Below are 16,603 nucleotides of genomic sequence, written 5' to 3'. Positions count from 1 at the left end.
TAGTGGCTAAGCAGTTTGATGTAGTTATTATTGGCGGTGGTTTAGCGGGAGCAAGCTGCGCATTAAGTGTGGCTAAAACTAATCCCGCGTTAAATATTGCCGTTGTAGAAGCTAATCAAGTAACTGGCGACTACCACCCAAGCTTTGACGATAGAAGCATTGCACTTGCTCAGCAATCAGTAGAGTATTTACAAAGCCTCAATTTATTTGAGCAAAATGCCCCTTACACCGCAGCAATCAAAAAAGTGAGCGTGTCTGATAGAGGTCACTTTGGCAAAGCGCACATTAATTGCGACGAATTTGCTAAGCCCTCACTTGGTTACGTAGTAGAAGTAAATCCATTTGGCCGAGCGCTTCACCTGCGTTTAACGCAGTCAAATATTACGCTTTTGTGCCCCGATAGCGTAACTGCCATTGATCAAACTCTGCATAGCAATACACTCACCCTACAAAGCGGCGAGCAATTAAACGCAGCGCTATTGGTTATTGCTGATGGTGCACAATCACCCACACGTAATTTACTTGGGCTCGGCTTTAATACCCGGCCTTATGAACAAGGCGCTATTATTGCTAATGTTGAAGTGGCTGGTGGGCATAATAATCATGCCTTTGAGCGTTTTACACAAAACGGGCCTATGGCGTTATTACCCATGAGCAACAACCGTTATTCGTTAGTGTGGTGTATGCGACGAGAGCAGGTTGAACAGCACATGGTACTTAATGAGCAAGACTTTTTAAGTGCTCTGCAAAGCGCGTTTGGTTATCGCGGTGGTCAATTTACTAAAGTAGGCATGCGCACGAGTTACCCGCTTGTTTACGGGCAAGTTGAGTCTTTAACTGCGCACCGTACAGTGGTTATTGGTAATGCTGCACATGCGATTCACCCTATTGCAGGGCAGGGTTTTAATTTAGGCCTTCGCGATGTGCAAGTACTTAGTAATTTAATAGCAAATAGCCAACACGATTTAGGCAGCTATGCGTTTACACGTGAATATTCACAAAAGCGCAGTGATGATATAAAAACCGTAATGAGCTTAACCGATGCACTTGTTAGACTTTTTTCGAACTCATCGCGAGTGCTTGCATTTGGGCGTAGTATTGGGTTGTTTTCGATGGATTTATTTCCCGCATTAAAAGCGCCATTAGCCAAACAGTTAATGGGGCAAGTTAAACAAGGTAGGCGTTTATGAAGCAAGCACAGGTTTGTATTGTAGGTGGCGGCTGTGTCGGGCTAACACTGGCACTTGGATTGGCAAAAGCCGATATAAGCGTAGTTGTAATCGACGGCGCACCAACACAAGCGTTACCAGCTAACGAATATGGTTTGCGCGTAAGTGCGCTAAGCATTGCGAGTCAAACCTTGCTTGAACAATTAAACGTATGGCCCGAAATTATCGCACAGCGAGCGTGTGCTTATACGCATATGGACGTACGTGATGCCGACAGCTTTGGCAAAATAGCGTTTAATCACGAACAACTTGAGCTTGAACATTTAGGTCATATTGTTGAAAACGACATTATCCGCTTTGCGCTTATAAAAGAGTTAGAGCAACAAAGCAGTGCAACACTAATGTTTGATACACAGTATCAGCAAATACATCAAAGCGAATCTGATGTATTTATAACACTTAAAAGCGGCGAGCCAATTATTGCAAAACTGCTGGTGGCCGCTGATGGGGCAAATTCAGCTATTCGTAAACAATTTAATATGGCGCTTAGCTTTAAAGATTACGATCACCATGCGCTAGTCGCAACCGTAAAAACCAAAGAGCCGCACGAAAATACCGCACGCCAAGTGTTTTTACCAACCGGGCCACTGGCATTTTTACCACTGAGCGATGCCAACACGCATTCAATAGTATGGTCTACCAGCCCAAACCACTGCGATGAGCTCCTTGCAATGGACGACAGCAGCTTTAATAAAGCGGTAATGGCAGCTATAGATGGCCAATGTGGCTTATGTGAAGTACAAAGTAAGCGCGCGGCTTTCCCACTTAAAATGCGCTACGCCCAGCAATGGGTTTCAGGCAAAGTGATACTCATTGGCGATGCTGCACACACTATTCACCCACTTGCAGGACTTGGTATGAACCTAGGCCTAAAAGATGCGGCTTATTTAATTGAGCTTTTAACAAGGGATAGTAAAGAATTTGCAAGCACTCGCACACTTCGCGATTACGAGCGTACTCGTAAGCTCGACGCACAAAAACACATTGCGATGATGCAAGGGCTAAAAGAGTTATTTGAAGGCGCAAACCCAGTTAAAAAACTTATTCGCGGAGTCGGGCTGTCGCTCGTTGATAACCTTGGGCCAATAAAACACCTGTTCGCTAAAGAAGCGATAGGAAAGTAACGTAGGTTGGGAAGAGTGGAACGAAACCCAACGAGAAAAACAGTAGTTTTAGCTGCCAGCTTTCAGTCAAAGAAAAACCGATGTGTAATTTAAACATCGGTTTTTTGTTTTTAAGTAGTTTGAAACAGATTAAAAGCTGCGCTTTTCACGCGAGCAAGCTCGGCGTCTACATGCAAAGTTTAACACTGAGCTTAATTTTACCTGCAGGCGTTTAGCTTGCTGACGCGACGAGCGTAGCTCGTAATTACTATCATTAGTCAAAAAGCGCTTTGCGTTAAATCAGTTATAAATTATTTTGTGCTTCATTCACCATATCTTGTAGCGCATCAACTAACATTGGGTCTTGCGAGTTTTGTTTAGCAAGTTCTAGTGCGTGTTTCATGCTGGTAACGGCTTCTTTAAACTGTTTGTCAGCAGTGTACCCTTGCGATAATCGCATGTGTGAGTAAGCCGCATTAGGGTAATCGCTAGTAAAGTGCTTAAGCGTAGTTATCGCTTTTTTAGTGTTACCAAATTTTTGCTGGCTATGAGCAAATTCTACGTATACATCTTGTGGAGTTTTAAGCTCAAAACCGTACTTATCACTGAGTGCTTGGTAGTAACCGGTAATAAGCGATACATCAGCAAATCTTCCGTGCTCATCAGTAACTTTAAATATTAGGTCACTAAATAAGTTGATTAGGCTATCGCTAAGGGCTGGTAGTATGGTGCCCATATGACTAAAAGTAGGGTAATGCTTATATTCCCATTTTAGCTGCGAAGGCGTTTGTTGTTCTAAATTAACTAACGCATTTAGTACGCCTGTATAAAAGCGTGACCCTTCACTTGCTACACTAATAAATAACGATTGATCGCCTTTAGGATTTTTAGTGTATTTTATAATATTATTTTTTAACTCTTCATCACTCCACCAACTATTCGGGCTTATAGCTATGTAGTTGTTAAATAGTTCAGGCTGATTAACTAAAGTATAAAGCGCTAAAGTACCCGCATTAGAGTGACCAATTAACGTGTTGTAGCCGTTTGTTGGGTAGTTGCTATTTATATAAGGCATGAGTTCGTCAGACACAAACTTTAAAAACTCGTCAGTTTGCCCAGCTTTAGGCCATTTATTTTTAACAAATGTTTGAAACTCAGTTTTAGGCTCACCTTGCACTTTTGGTAAATAATCGCGAACACGGTTAGTTGTATCAATACCAACGAGCATTGCATTGGGTATTTGCTCGTAATCTACAAGGGATTTAATAACTCCAGACGCCGTATGAAAGTGCTCAACGCCATCAAGTAAATAAATAACATAAAGCGGCTGGTCATCTTTTACAGTGTCAGGTATGAAAATTTTGATAGGCCTGTCTTCGTTAAGTATTTTTGATTTGAGGATTACTTTTTTACCAACGGTTATGTCTGTTGTATTGGTTTTTGCGTGGCTTAAAAATGGTGTACTAAAAGTAAGTATTAATACAAGCGATAGTAAGAGCTTCATAAATATCCTTATTTAATAATGTGTTGCTTAATAATTGCACGACTTTAGGCTTGAGTAAATGTTTATATTTTCGGGGTAAACATAAAGCTTAAGCAATTAAAAGCTGCGCTTTTCACGTGAGCAAGCTCGGCGTCTACAAGATATATTACGCTCCGCGCCTAACTTTTACAGTATGCATGCAACTTACTGACGTGATGAGCGAAGTTCGTAATAACTACCTTTAAGCACTTATCTATAAAAGCTTAAAAAACCTGCTTGCTTAATTATCCGTCTAAGCGTAAAATGCGCGCTCATTTCGGCTTTTAAACTATTAATTCCTTGCCTTAAACCGACCGGCCGAAACGGTAGAAGGCTCTATTAACCGTAAGGAATATCCATGCGTCATTACGAAATCGTATTCATGGTTCACCCAGATCAGAGTGAGCAAGTTGCTGGTATGATCGAACGTTATACTGGTTCTATCACTGAAGCTGGTGGTGTTATCCACCGTCTTGAAGATTGGGGCCGTCGTCAATTGGCTTACCCAATTAACAAGCTTCATAAAGCTCACTATGTTCTTATGAACGTTGAAGCACCAACTGAAGTAATCAGCGAGCTAGAAACTACTTTCCGCTACAACGATGCAGTGCTTCGTAACTTAGTTATCCGCACTAAAACTGCTGAAACTGAAGCGTCTCCTCTTGCAAGAGAAGAGAAGAAAGAAGCACCTGCTGCTTAATTGTTTTGAGTCCTAGCATGGCGTTTAACTGGCGGTAAGTATAAATGGTTAGCCCTTTTATGAATCAGCTGGTTATATCTGGGGTAGTTTGTAAAACTCCCAAGTTTAGCCAAAGCCCTGCTGGCATCCCGCATTGTATTTTTGTTGTAGAACATAAATCGATGCAAACCGAAGCAGACCTTAACCGTAATAGTTATGTGAGGCTTCAGGTAGTTGCCAGTGGAAAGCAAATGCAACAACAGACTCAACATTTGCACGTTGGGCAGGCATTGCAAGTGAGTGGTTTTTTAAATCGCCACGAAGGTCGTAACGGCCTTAGCCAATTGGTTTTGCATGCTCAGCATATAGAAAGAATTATTTGAGGAATTAATCTCATGGCACGTTATTTCAGACGTCGTAAGTTCTGCCGCTTTAAAGCGGAAGGCGTAAAACAAATCGATTACAAAGATCTAGCTACTCTTAGAAACTATGTTACAGAAAGTGGCAAAATCGTACCTAGCCGTATCACAGGTACTAGCGCTAAATTTCAGCGCCAGCTAGCAACTGCTATTAAGCGTGCTCGCTACTTAGCCCTTCTTCCATACACTGACTTACATAAGTAAGCAGCGGATTAACAGTTTTTAAAAGGTGTAGAAACATGCAAGTTATTCTACTAGATAAGATCGCTAACCTAGGTAGCCTAGGTGAACAGGTTGTAGTTAAATCTGGTTTCGCACGTAACTTCCTTTTCCCTCAAGGTAAGGCAGTTCCTGCGACTAAAGCTAACATTGAAACGTTTGACGCTCGTCGTGCAGAACTTGAAGCGAAAATCGCTGACCAGTTAGTTGCTGCACAAGCACGTGCTGACAAACTTGAAGCATTAGCAGAAGTTACATTAGTATCTAAAGCTGGTGACGAAGGTAAGTTATTCGGTTCAATCGGTACTCGTGACATCGCTGACGCTATCTCAGCTGTTGGTGTTGAAGTTGCTAAGTCAGAAGTTCGTTTGCCTCTAGGTACTATCCGTGAGACAGGTGAATTTGACGTATCAATTTCAGTTCACTCAGACGTAACGGCTACTATTAAAGTAATCGTAATCGCTGAAGCTTAATTTTTAATTAAGCGACAAAAGCCGTGCTATTAGCGCGGCTTTTTTGTGTCTGTAATTTGACTAATTTATCTATTCGTCGCTATTATACCAATTCCAATAAATAGCTGATCTATTTTACTTGCTAAAACAACCCATTTCTTTGTTGTAAATTTCGCAAAGGGAACAACCATTTACATCAATTTACGCCTAGAACTGAATTATTTTTTCGGCGTAAAATTTAGATCACATACTTAATGGAATTGGTATTAGTTGGGAACACAGTTAATTAAGACCCCTAAGATCATCTCGTTTTTCTTCAATTATTTTTTCATTAAGTTTAAACCTTTTCGGACTGTCATTACGTCTAACTTATCAATACACTAACTCAATAATAATAATTAAAAGGCGACATCACGGATGTTACACGTTAAACCCGAACAAACGCCTTTATGCGAAACTACACTTATTGAGCGTGTTCAATCGGGTGACCACGTGGCATACGCTACTCTTTATGAGCTGCATATAAAACGCGTATACGGTTTATGTTTACGTTTATTAGCAGACCAAGCACACGCTGAAGATGCAGCCCAAGAAGTGTTTGTGCAGGTATGGCATAAAATAGCGCAATTTGACGGTCGCTCACAGTTTTCTACTTGGCTTTACAGCGTTGCCAGTAATGTTGCGATTAACTACTTACGCAAGCAAAAAAATTGGCTGCAAAAAGTGGTGAGTATTGAACACAGCGGTATGGATGAACAGTCAGCTAACGACTGTGATGGTTTAAATGGCCTTGATAAATTAATAGTAAGGCTTCCTGAGCGAGCACGTATGGTGTTTGTATTGTTTGCCATTGAAGGTTATAGGCATGAGGAAATAGCCGAGCAATTAGGTATGGCTGTGGGATCGAGTAAATCGCAATATCATCGTGCTAGACAGCTACTACAAGAGTGGTATGAAAATGAATAAACCAAATTTTGACGACTATTTAAATGAGTCATTAAACACGCTTGATAAAGAAATTACACCACAAAAAGACCTGTGGGCGGGAATTGAGCGAGCAATGGTTAGTAATAAGCAGGACCTAAAAGGCACTGCTATTTGGCCAAAACTAACGGCAATAGCAGCATGCACTGTGGCTGCTTTAATCGCTATAAATACATTTATTATAACGCCTGAACCAAAGCCAGCAGTGTCAATAAGCGATTACTTTTCGGCGCAAAAAAATAGTTTGTTAGTTGAGTATAAAAATGAAGAAGCACTGACTACTGACTGGCAAACGCAGTTACAAGAACTAGAAGAAGCTGAACAAGCGATAAAGCAAGTTCTTGAAAATGAGCCACAAAACCAAGCGTTGCTGACAATGCTAGCGCAAATATATCAACAACAACTCGATTTAATTAACAAGGTGCATGCGCCACGTTGGCAGCACATTTAGGAGTACGACATGAAAGCGATTTTATTAGGACTGAGCTTATTTCCATTGGCGGTATTTGCGGGGGAAAAAATAGATAAGCAAATAGACGTACCAAATGGCGGCACTATTTTTATTGAAAACCAACGCGGTGAGATACAGATTGAAGGTTGGGATAAAAACGAATTTAAAGTGTCTGGCGAGCTTGATGACAAAGCAGAAGGTTATGAGCTTAAAACGAATGGCGATAAAACACAGTTTATTGTAAAAATGCCACGTAAATCAAATTGGGGTAATAATGGCGATGGCTCAAGCCTAACTATATTTATGCCAAAAAGCAGTAGCTTAGAGTTTGCTGGTGTAAACGTATCGGTAACAGCAAAAGAGCTTAAAAACGGCGCTGAAGTTGATGTAGTTAACGGCGAAATTACGGTAGATGATATTGCCGGGAATATTAAATTGACCACCGTTAATGGCGACGTAAATGCACAAAACTTAAGTGGTAATATTCAGTTTGAAACCGTAAACGGCGAAATTAACGATAGGCAATCAAGTGGTGAGCTACGTTTTAGTGCTGTAAATGGCGATATTAAATCGACTACAACTGCTAATGATGTGCGCCTTGAAAACGTAAATGGCGATATAGACTTTACGTTATCGGCTATTAAAAATCTACGTATTAATACGGTAAATGGCGAAGCCGAAGTACACATTGAAGAGCTTTTAAAAGGCGGTGATGTGCGTTTTGAGTCGGTAAGTGGTGATGCCGGTTTTTACTTCCCACAGAATGTATCTGCAAAGTTTGAAATTAAAGCCCACGCTAATGGCAAAATCATTAATAAAGTGACTAGCGATAAAGTGAGTAAAGCTAAATACGGCCCAGCTAGTGATTTAGAGTTTAGCATTAATGGTGGTAATGCTAATGTTGAAATGGATACTATTAGTGGGCGCATAGAGCTTCGTACTAAATAACACTTATTCCCTTCTCGATTACAAAAAGCAGGAAAAGATTTCCTGCTTTTCTATTTGCACAGCCCCTTCAAGTCGATAGAATAGAGCCATTCAATTTTACTACTGTGAAGTTATGGCCAAACCAGATAAGCAAGTCGATACTCTTAAAGTTCCTCCCCATTCAATAGAAGCTGAACAATCTGTTTTAGGTGGCTTAATGCTTGATAACCAAGCTTTTGACCGCGTAGCTGAACTTGTTGTATCACAGGATTTTTATACCCGCACGCACAAGTTAATTTTTGAGGCGATGACGGCACTTGCTGAGATTGGCGATCCGATAGATTTAATCACTATTTCTGAAAGTTTAGAAAAAAATAATAAACTGGCAGGAATTGGTGGCTTTGCTTATTTAGCCGAAATAGCTAAAAACACGCCAAGTGCTGCTAATATTGACGCTTACGCAAGTATTGTACGCGAACGTGCTGTTGTACGTGAAATGATTGGCGTAGCGAACGAAATTGCAGAAGCGGGTTTTAATACCGAAGGACGTACCAGTCACGACTTACTCGATTTTGCCGAAAGCAAAGTGTTTAAAATAGCTGAGCAACGAACAAAAAATAATGAAGGCCCGCAAAGCATTCATAGCATCCTTGAAAAAACCGTTGATAAAATAGAAGAGCTTTATCAATCACCACAAGATGGTGTTACGGGTGTAAGTACAGGTTATGCCGATCTTGATAAAATGACGACGGGCTTACAACCTTCTGATTTAATTATTGTTGCAGCGCGTCCATCAATGGGTAAAACCACCTTTGCGATGAACCTTGCGGAACATGCCGCGATGACTCAAGACAAGCCTGTGCTAATTTACTCGCTAGAGATGCCTTCAGAACAAATTATGATGAGGATGCTAGCGTCTCTTGGCCGTATTAACCAAACTAAGGTACGTACAGGTCAGTTAGATGATGACGATTGGGCACGACTTTCATCAACAATGGGTTTGTTGATGGAAAAAGGCAAAATGTACGTTGATGATGCGTCGGGCTTAACACCTACCGATGTGCGTTCACGTGCAAGGCGTATAGCCCGCGACCACGGCGGCATTAGTATGATCATGGTCGATTACTTGCAGTTAATGCGTGTACCAAGCCTTGCTGATAACCGAACACTCGAAATTGCTGAAATTTCGCGTTCACTTAAAGCATTGGCAAAAGAGCTAAAATGTCCGGTTGTCGCGCTTTCGCAGCTTAACCGTACACTAGAGCAACGTGCTGATAAACGCCCAATTAACTCAGATTTACGTGAGTCGGGGTCGATAGAGCAGGATGCCGATTTAATCATGTTTATTTACCGTGATGAAGTTTATAACGAAGACAGTACCGACAAAGGTATTGCCGAAATTATCATAGGTAAGCAACGTAATGGTCCAATTGGTAAAGTGCGTTTAACATTCCAAGGTCAGTTTTCTCGCTTTGATAATTACGCGGGACCAGCGGTAGATGACGATTACTAATGCGCTTAGCCACTGCTGAAATTAATTTAACTGCACTTGCGCATAATTTAGCGCAAGTTAAGTGTTTTGCGCCTAACAGCAAAGTAATGGCGGTGCTAAAAGCAAATGCTTACGGGCATGGCTTAGTAACGATTGCGCAGCATTTGAATGATGCTGACGCATTTGCTGTGGCGCGCACTGATGAAGCTTTAGCGCTTCGCGCAGGAGGCTTAACAAAGCCAATAGTTTTACTAGAAGGCTTTTTTAATAAAGCCGATATACCTATTTTACTTGCTAATAACTTTCAAACTGTTATTCACGATGAATACCAGTTAGCAGCGCTTGAAAAAGCAAAGCTCGATGCGCCAATAACCTGCTGGTTAAAAGTAAATACAGGTATGCATCGATTAGGTATTGCGCCAGAGCAGTTTGAAGAGTTTTATAACCGCTTACAAAAAACGCCTAATGCTAAAAATACCGTTAATTTAATGACTCACTTCTCCTGTGCTGATGATGTTGATAATGCTAAAACGGTTCAACAAATTACGTTATTTGATAACTTAGTGAATGGCATAGACCAAGCGCATTGCTTATCAAATTCAGCCGGTATTATCGCGTGGCCAAATGGCCATGGTGATTGGGTACGCCCTGGGCTTATGCTGTATGGCGTATCGCCTATGACAAATAGCATTGGGCAGCAACACAAATTAAAGCCAGTTATGCGCTTAACTACACGTGTAATTGCAGTGCGTAATGTGCCAGCCAATGAAGCTGTCGGGTATGGCGGTCGTTGGATAAGTGATAAACCAATCAAGTTAGCCGTTGTTGCTATGGGCTATGGTGATGGCTACCCTCGGCACGCTAAAGAGGGGACGCCCGTTATAATAGGCAAGCAGCGTTATGGTATTGTCGGTAGTGTAGCTATGGATATGATTAGCGTTGATATAGGCGCTAACGAGCACAATATTAAAGTAGGCGACAGAGTCACTATGTGGGGCCCTGAACTACCCGTTGAAGAAATAGCACTATGCGCTGATACCATTCCTTACGAGCTGTTGTGTAATATTACACCACGTGTAAGTTATGAATATCAGCGTTAATATAAATTAACTATAAAGCAGCGCTTACTCTTTTATAAAGTAAATGTCGCTAAAGCCCATACGGGCAAATTCTTGATCGCGAAAGTTACGAACAGAAGCAGACCCTTTTGAGGTCATTTCTATTTGCTGTACCATGCTTAAGTAACTCGTTAAATCAATACCTTCGGCAGCAGCAATTGCTTGATACATGTCGTGGTATTTATCTTTTGCGAAATTAATTTCGCGAGGTTGGTTTTTAAACGTATACGTTATTCTACGTGCCATAATAAGCTCAGTTAAATTGAGTGTTAGCGTAATTTTACACTGTATTGAACTGGCATTGAATGATTTGTTTAAATCAAATAACTAAAAAGTAGAGTTTAAAATGAAATTATCAGTAGAGATCAGTAAATATCCACTTCACCAAGATTACATTCCGTTTATTCAGGGCTTTATTGACAGATTAAACGAATACAATGATTTAAAAGTGATTACTAATACGTTATCAACGCAAATATTTGGCGACTACGATTTAGTAATGCAGGTGCTAAGTACCGAAATTAAACGTTCATATGAAGAATTTGGTAAAGCTATTTTTGTATGTAAGTTTCTCTCTGGCGATTTATCGCCTGAATAATCTATAATACCAACTTGCATAAATCTTTGATCAATTTAACGAATTAAATTGCACTATAACGTCGTTAAAAATTTTTAATTTAGAACAACTAGATACAAAAATTTTTGCCTAGTTCTAGCGTAATTTTCTTAACGTTAAATAGACCCCGTATATAAGCAGATTGGTATAACAATCGGCACAACTAAACGGTAACTGCATAATATGGACTTTTTAACACAAACCCTAAGTGGTTTTACAGCAATGTCGCATTGGGAATATATTGCGGTAGGGTTGTCGATGGCATATTTATTATTAGCAATTAAAGAAAGCTTATGGTGTTGGCCTGCAGCATTTTTTAGCACCCTTATTTATACAATAATGTATTGGAATGGCGCATTACTTATGGAGTCATTACTTAATTTTTATTATATGTATATGGCTGTATTTGGGTGGGTAGTGTGGCGAAAAGGCAAAGCTGCAAATTTAAATATTACGTCGTGGTCGATGAATCGCCATGCTGCTTTAATTAGTTTAACAACCGTAGCTGCAATAGTTATTGGTTACGTTATGCAAAACTATACGCATGCCGACTTTGCTTACCTTGATAGTTTTACAACGTGTTTTGCAGTAGTAACTACTTACTTAGTTGCTAAAAAAGTCCTTGAAAACTGGCTGTACTGGATTGTAATAGATGCAGCTTCTATGTACTTATATTACGAAAAAGGCTATTACCCAACGCTAGCGCTCTTTATATTTTATACCATTATGGCAGCGTGGGGCTTTAAAACCTGGTACGAAGAGTATGAGCAAAGCCAAGCTAAGCCTTTAGCGCAGCTTTAATTAATGATTGAGCATACTGAGTTAGTAAAAATATGCAGCGCGTTTGTAGAGCCTACAAGCATTGTTTCAAGCGAGCGATTACTTAATGGCTTTAGTAACGATAATTTTTTAATACGTACCGAGCAACAAGGGTATTTATTAAAGTGTTATAAAAGCCATTGGCCAAATGCCGGCCTTGAAGCGCAGCACTTTTTAAGTGACTTTAATATATGCCCAGCGCCTATTTGGCTTGATAAAGAAAACGGTCGAGCAGTATTTAATTATACTGAAGGCAAGAGCGCGCAATCGGATATAACGCTTAGCTTTATTAATAAACTTGCGCAAGTTCACAATTACAATGTGTCCACCGCGCCAATGGATATAGCTAAAGAGCTGATTTTTTACCAAAGCACTGATGTGTATACTCACTATAAACCTCAAATAGAGCAAGCATTAAAAGCGGTTGCAGCAATGCAATTTAATGAAGGCTTTTGTCATAACGATTTAGTAAAAGACAACATTATTGTGAATGCTTCAGGCATGTATTTAATTGATTTTGAATACGCACAAACTAACGATGTGTATTTTGATTTGGCAGCCCTTGCAGTGAGCTTTAATTTAAATGAACAGAACAGATTAGCACTATTAAATAACTATAAGGATTGTACAAAGCAGGAGTGCGGGTTTTATGTGTCAATGGAGAAGCTTGACTGCTATCGACTGTTTTTCTTAATATTGTGTATTGGTTGGTATGAGCAGCGCGACATAAGCACAAAATCTGTAGGGTTACGCGCGCAGCTAACTAAACTTTTAAGTAATTTATAGACTATTAAAGGCCGCCAAAACGTTCAGCTAATTCTTTATATTTTGCTACTTCGGCTGTATCAAATTGTGGTTCACCATTTTCATCTTCTGATTTAGCAATTAATAAACTTTCTCTAGCAAGACGTTTTACACGCTCTACTTTTACACCTAAAAACTCAGCAACTTGCTCAGTAGACATTAAATTCATCTTTATTTCCTCGTATCAAATCAATCTACACAGCGACAATCATAGTTGTAATGTTTATAAACAGTCGCTGTTTTCTTCTTAATATGAATAAATAGCGTGTTTTTGAGTTATTGTGAAGTGTTTTATTTGAAATAGCTTAATTAACGAGCATACAAGCCAATGTTACTGGTATTTACTAAAATATATCTTTATCATTGCCTGTGCTAAAGCACTGATATCGCGAGTTGGTGCGGCGGCAACAAATGTGCTCTCGTGGTGAAATGGATATCACGTGGCCCTCCGGAGGCTGAGTTGTAGGTTCGATCCCTACCGAGAGCGCCATTTGCTTCAATTATTCTGCATTCTATTCAGCTTTTTAATTTTATAAAGCTTACAACGTGTTATTATTTTTGGTTATATATCACTACTTATAACTCAAAAACTAGACTTTTAAGCTTAATTAATGCTATTTATGGTATATATACCTTAACTTTAAAAAACCTCATCTTTATGCTAATTACTTTGCCTGTGTCTGAGCTTACTCCTGGTATGTACGTTGATCGCGTAACTAAGCAGCACGAGGGGATCAATAGCATTAAAATTAAGACCAGTGGTATGGTAAATGATAGCTCTATTATCAAACGACTAATTTCTGAGGGAGTGTTAGAGTTACTTATAGATTTTGCTAAAGGCGATGTGCCGGTTCCTTCTAAATATAAATCTCAAAGTAAACATGAAACATTTAACAGTCAGCAACAAGTAACCAAAACATCTATAGTAATAACGCTTGAACAAGAATTTGCTAAAGCAAGTGTAAATTACGATCAACATGGTAGAAAACTTCAATCGTTATACAGTGATTTAACTTCAGGTCTAACTATTAATATAAAAGCTCTTGATGAAATAGTAAGTGAAATAGTAAATTCAGTTTTTCGTAATCCTAATGCTATGACTATTCTTACTCGTATAAAAGATAAGCACAGTTATAATTGGCGTCATATGATCAACTGCGCCATTTTTACCGCTGTATTTGCTAAATATTTGGGATATGAGAAAGCAGATGTGCAAGAGCTTGCTATGGGCGCGTTACTTCATGATTTAGGCCAAGCTAAATTACCACAAGGCATATTTTCAAAGCCAACGAAAGTCACTAATAATGAGCTTACAGCAATTAAAAAGCATGTAGCACAAGGATTTGGTTTACTAAAGGGGGAGAAGAGGATAACACCGCTTATGCTCGATATGATAGTAAACCATCATGAGCGATTAGATGGATCGGGTTATCCTCGAGGAATAGAAGCTAATAAATTAAGTCGTCCAGCGCGTATTATGGCTATTGTAGATGTGTATGATGCAATAACTGCTGACAGACCACATCAAGATGGTGATGAGCCCATTAATGCTTTGCGTTATCTATTAGCTAATAAACAGCAGTTTGATGCTGAACTTGTACAGCACTTTATTAAGTGTTTAGGAGTACACCCAGTGGGAACTATAGTAAAACTTACCAATGATCGCTTAGCATTGGTACTGGAAGGCAATAAACTCAACCCTATAAAGCCTAAAGTTAAGCTGTTTTATAATGCTAAACATAAACATCAGGTTACACCAAAAGATATAGACTTAAATGAGAATGCACAAGGGCTTAAAATACTAGCAAGTGTTAAGCCCTTAGATTATCAGATTAATTTGTCTCGCCTGCTAAAAGAGCATTTGTTGAATTAGTTTTACTACATTGTCTTTTTTTAGTTTGCTTTGCAGAAATAAACGCCCCTAGAAAGCAATTCCCCATCAGTGTTAGCCATAACAAAGTACCTAGCTCTACGTGCAATGCAAAACAACACAGCGCTAAAGAGATCAACGCATTTAACATTGCCCCTAGCCAATAATGGTTTACGGGGTTATCGCATTGTCCTGCTTGAGTACATGCACAGTAATTTGCTTTGTAAAAGCAAAATACACTCGCCCCACAAAATATTAACCCTGTAATAATAAATAAAATGATCACAGTTTTACTTCCTTTGCGATTTTATAATGAGTGTAAGTGGCTACTAACTCCAAGTCAATCTAAATGATAATTAATTACATTTAGAGTGTTTACTCTAATACCACACTTCTCATCCGATGAGTTTTAAATAGTTGTTAAAATGTCGTTAAAAAACATGTTTTTTACTGTTTTTTGACGCATTCATAGAGTTTTTTACAAAAAATTAAGGTAGTGTAACCACGCTTTAAATCCTAATAACAACACACATAGTACCCAAACAGTCAGTTTGGTTAAGGACTCAACAATGAAATTTTCTAAAACTCTTATTGCAGCTTCGCTTGCATTTGTTTCGGCTGATAGTTTTGCAGCCGCGTTTCAATTATCAGAACAAAATGCATCGGGTTTAGGCCGTGCATACGCTGGTGAAGCTTCTATCGCAGATGATGCGTCTGTAGTTGCTCGTAACCCAGCGCTAATGACTTTATTTAAAGATAAGCAACTAAGTGTTGCAGCTATTGGCGTAATTCCAGATGTAAGTATTGAAGGCGAAAGTACTAATAACGGTATCGATCCAAGTGCATTAGATGACGATAGCATTGCACCAAGTGCTGTGGTACCTGCTATTTACTTTACTATGCCTTACAACGATAAAGTATCGATTGGTTTTGGTGCATTCTCTAACTTTGGATTATCTACAGAGTTTAACGATGACTATGTTGCTGGACAAATTGCCGGTGAGACAGAAATATTTACAGTAAACCTTAATGCAAGTGTTGCTTATAAAGTAACTGAGCAATTTAGCTTTGGTATTGGTTTAAACTATATTTATGCTGATGCAACAATAGTGCGCAAGGTGGGCGCTAACCCAAGTATTCCATTTTCGACAAACGCTGTTGACTTAGAGGGCGATGATACTGGTTATGGGTTAAATATAGGTTTAATGTATCAACTTGATGAAAATAGCCGTTTTGGTTTTAACTATCGTACAGAAACAGATATTACTTTCGAAGGGACCTTCTCGAGTCCAGCTAAGTCAGTGCCAGAACTACCTGGTTCTGTAGATATTACGTTACCTGCTATTGCTGAGTTCTCTGGTTCACACCAATTAGATGAGAAGTTAGGTCTTCACTACAGTGTATTATGGACAGGCTGGAGCAGTTTTGAGTCACTAGAAGCGCAAGTAACAGCACCAACTGGTGATAAATTTGTGGCTTTTGAAAAGCAAGAGCAGTTTGATGACTCTTTCCGTTATTCAGTAGGCGCAGACTATCAGTTAAACGAAGATTTACTACTTCGTGCCGGCGTTGCATTTGATGAGTCTCCAGTATCACAAACACACTTATCAATCTCTATTCCAGATACAGATCGCTTTTGGTTCTCGTTTGGTGGTAACTACACAATTGATCAAAACTCTAACGTTGATCTTGGTGTAAGTATCATCCGTGGTAAAACTCAAACGTTTACAGAAGCTGATGACTCACTTAGCCAATGGGGCTTCGAATCTAAAGGTCACGCAGTACTAGTTGGCGCTCAGTACAACTACAAGTTTTAATGTAGAAGTGTCTTGTGGTTAATCACAGGGCACAAAAAAGCCGCTCACTTATTAAAGTGAGCGGCTTTTTTAATGCCTATTA

Annotated in this window: 20 protein-coding genes and 1 tRNA gene; 17 read left to right on the top strand and 4 right to left on the bottom strand. The window is 39.5% G+C overall.

Annotated elements, in window-relative coordinates; genetic code table 11:
- Positions 1 to 2: 2 nt before the first annotated feature.
- Together ubiH and PX700_RS02770 are read left to right on the top strand one after the other, a co-directional pair.
- Positions 3 to 1,190 carry a 2-octaprenyl-6-methoxyphenyl hydroxylase gene (gene ubiH, locus PX700_RS02775; RefSeq protein WP_479519786.1) on the top strand — a complete coding sequence of 396 codons (1,188 nt, stop codon included), beginning with the start codon at positions 3 to 5 and terminating at the stop codon, positions 1,188 to 1,190.
- Positions 1,187 to 2,353, top strand: coding sequence for an FAD-dependent monooxygenase (locus PX700_RS02770; protein WP_479519785.1), 1,167 nt, complete (start codon positions 1,187 to 1,189; stop codon positions 2,351 to 2,353). The genes ubiH and PX700_RS02770 overlap by 4 nt, the downstream gene beginning before the upstream one ends.
- Before the next feature lie 283 nt (positions 2,354 to 2,636).
- Here the strand turns inward: PX700_RS02770 and PX700_RS02765 are convergent, their stop codons facing one another.
- On the bottom strand, positions 2,637 to 3,836 hold the full coding sequence (locus PX700_RS02765) for an alpha/beta hydrolase-fold protein (protein WP_479519784.1): 1,200 nt from the start codon (positions 3,834 to 3,836) through the stop codon (positions 2,637 to 2,639).
- Positions 3,837 to 4,212: 376 nt separating this feature from the next.
- Here PX700_RS02765 and rpsF point away from each other — a divergent pair, with 376 nt between their 5' ends.
- From rpsF to alr, 9 genes are all read left to right on the top strand, one after another.
- Complete coding sequence (gene rpsF / locus PX700_RS02760; protein ID WP_007378473.1) at positions 4,213 to 4,554, top strand: 30S ribosomal protein S6; 342 nt, start codon at positions 4,213 to 4,215, stop codon at positions 4,552 to 4,554.
- Positions 4,555 to 4,598: 44 nt separating this feature from the next.
- Positions 4,599 to 4,916, top strand: coding sequence for a primosomal replication protein N (gene priB / locus PX700_RS02755; RefSeq protein WP_033015549.1), 318 nt, complete (start codon positions 4,599 to 4,601; stop codon positions 4,914 to 4,916).
- Positions 4,917 to 4,928: 12 nt separating this feature from the next.
- Positions 4,929 to 5,156, top strand: coding sequence for a 30S ribosomal protein S18 (gene rpsR, locus PX700_RS02750; protein WP_007378475.1), 228 nt, complete (start codon positions 4,929 to 4,931; stop codon positions 5,154 to 5,156).
- 35 nt (positions 5,157 to 5,191) lie between these two features.
- Positions 5,192 to 5,644: a 50S ribosomal protein L9 gene (gene rplI / locus PX700_RS02745; protein WP_415636394.1), complete on the top strand. Its 453-nt coding sequence runs from the start codon at positions 5,192 to 5,194 to the stop codon at positions 5,642 to 5,644.
- 396 nt (positions 5,645 to 6,040) lie between these two features.
- Positions 6,041 to 6,589, top strand: coding sequence for an RNA polymerase sigma factor (locus tag PX700_RS02740; protein ID WP_479519783.1), 549 nt, complete (start codon positions 6,041 to 6,043; stop codon positions 6,587 to 6,589).
- Entirely contained in the window at positions 6,576 to 7,058 is a 483-nt protein-coding gene (locus tag PX700_RS02735) for a hypothetical protein (RefSeq protein ID WP_479519782.1), read from the top strand. The genes PX700_RS02740 and PX700_RS02735 overlap by 14 nt, the downstream gene beginning before the upstream one ends.
- A gap of 9 nt (positions 7,059 to 7,067) precedes the next feature.
- Positions 7,068 to 8,006 carry a DUF4097 family beta strand repeat-containing protein gene (locus PX700_RS02730; protein WP_479519781.1) on the top strand — a complete coding sequence of 313 codons (939 nt, stop codon included), beginning with the start codon at positions 7,068 to 7,070 and terminating at the stop codon, positions 8,004 to 8,006.
- A 112-nt stretch (positions 8,007 to 8,118) separates the two neighbouring features.
- The gene (gene dnaB / locus PX700_RS02725) at positions 8,119 to 9,498 is read left to right on the top strand and encodes a replicative DNA helicase (protein ID WP_007587308.1); all 1,380 of its coding nucleotides are present in this window, start codon (positions 8,119 to 8,121) and stop codon (positions 9,496 to 9,498) included.
- Complete coding sequence (gene alr / locus PX700_RS02720) at positions 9,498 to 10,577, top strand: alanine racemase (RefSeq protein WP_479519780.1); 1,080 nt, start codon at positions 9,498 to 9,500, stop codon at positions 10,575 to 10,577. The genes dnaB and alr overlap by 1 nt, the downstream gene beginning before the upstream one ends.
- A 24-nt stretch (positions 10,578 to 10,601) precedes the next feature.
- Here the strand turns inward: alr and PX700_RS02715 are convergent, their stop codons facing one another.
- Positions 10,602 to 10,841, bottom strand: coding sequence for a DUF2960 domain-containing protein (locus PX700_RS02715; protein ID WP_415636398.1), 240 nt, complete (start codon positions 10,839 to 10,841; stop codon positions 10,602 to 10,604).
- A 100-nt stretch (positions 10,842 to 10,941) separates the two neighbouring features.
- Here PX700_RS02715 and PX700_RS02710 point away from each other — a divergent pair, with 100 nt between their 5' ends.
- From PX700_RS02710 to PX700_RS02700, 3 genes are all read left to right on the top strand, one after another.
- Entirely contained in the window at positions 10,942 to 11,193 is a 252-nt protein-coding gene (locus PX700_RS02710) for a hypothetical protein (RefSeq protein WP_197180991.1), read from the top strand.
- A 201-nt stretch (positions 11,194 to 11,394) separates the two neighbouring features.
- Complete coding sequence (gene pnuC / locus PX700_RS02705; protein ID WP_479519779.1) at positions 11,395 to 12,012, top strand: nicotinamide riboside transporter PnuC; 618 nt, start codon at positions 11,395 to 11,397, stop codon at positions 12,010 to 12,012.
- 3 nt (positions 12,013 to 12,015) lie between these two features.
- Positions 12,016 to 12,816 (top strand): phosphotransferase family protein, encoded by an 801-nt coding sequence (locus PX700_RS02700; RefSeq protein WP_479519778.1) that lies wholly within the window; start codon positions 12,016 to 12,018, stop codon positions 12,814 to 12,816.
- 4 nt (positions 12,817 to 12,820) lie between these two features.
- On the opposite strand, the gene PX700_RS02695 is transcribed toward PX700_RS02700, so the two are convergent.
- Positions 12,821 to 13,003, bottom strand: a complete 183-nt coding sequence (locus PX700_RS02695) for a helix-turn-helix domain-containing protein (RefSeq protein ID WP_415636401.1) — start codon at positions 13,001 to 13,003, stop codon at positions 12,821 to 12,823.
- Positions 13,004 to 13,249: 246 nt separating this feature from the next.
- Between PX700_RS02695 and PX700_RS02690 the strand changes: the two genes are divergently transcribed.
- Together PX700_RS02690 and PX700_RS02685 are read left to right on the top strand one after the other, a co-directional pair.
- Positions 13,250 to 13,324 (top strand) — tRNA-Arg (locus tag PX700_RS02690).
- Positions 13,325 to 13,492: 168 nt separating this feature from the next.
- Positions 13,493 to 14,707: a cyclic di-GMP phosphodiesterase gene (locus tag PX700_RS02685; protein WP_415636411.1), complete on the top strand. Its 1,215-nt coding sequence runs from the start codon at positions 13,493 to 13,495 to the stop codon at positions 14,705 to 14,707.
- On the opposite strand, the gene PX700_RS02680 is transcribed toward PX700_RS02685, so the two are convergent.
- Positions 14,667 to 14,990, bottom strand: a complete 324-nt coding sequence (locus PX700_RS02680) for a hypothetical protein (RefSeq protein ID WP_166419289.1) — start codon at positions 14,988 to 14,990, stop codon at positions 14,667 to 14,669. The genes PX700_RS02685 and PX700_RS02680 overlap by 41 nt on opposite strands.
- Positions 14,991 to 15,273: 283 nt before the next feature.
- On the opposite strand from PX700_RS02680, the gene PX700_RS02675 reads away from it, so the two are divergent.
- Positions 15,274 to 16,521, top strand: a complete 1,248-nt coding sequence (locus PX700_RS02675) for an outer membrane protein transport protein (protein WP_479519777.1) — start codon at positions 15,274 to 15,276, stop codon at positions 16,519 to 16,521.
- The last annotated feature ends 82 nt before the right edge of the window (positions 16,522 to 16,603 follow it).

The sequence above is a fragment of the Pseudoalteromonas sp. TP27 genome, from assembly GCF_056470645.1.
The sequence above is the reverse complement of the archived record's forward strand: the minus strand, read 5'-3'. Positions and strand labels throughout refer to the sequence as shown.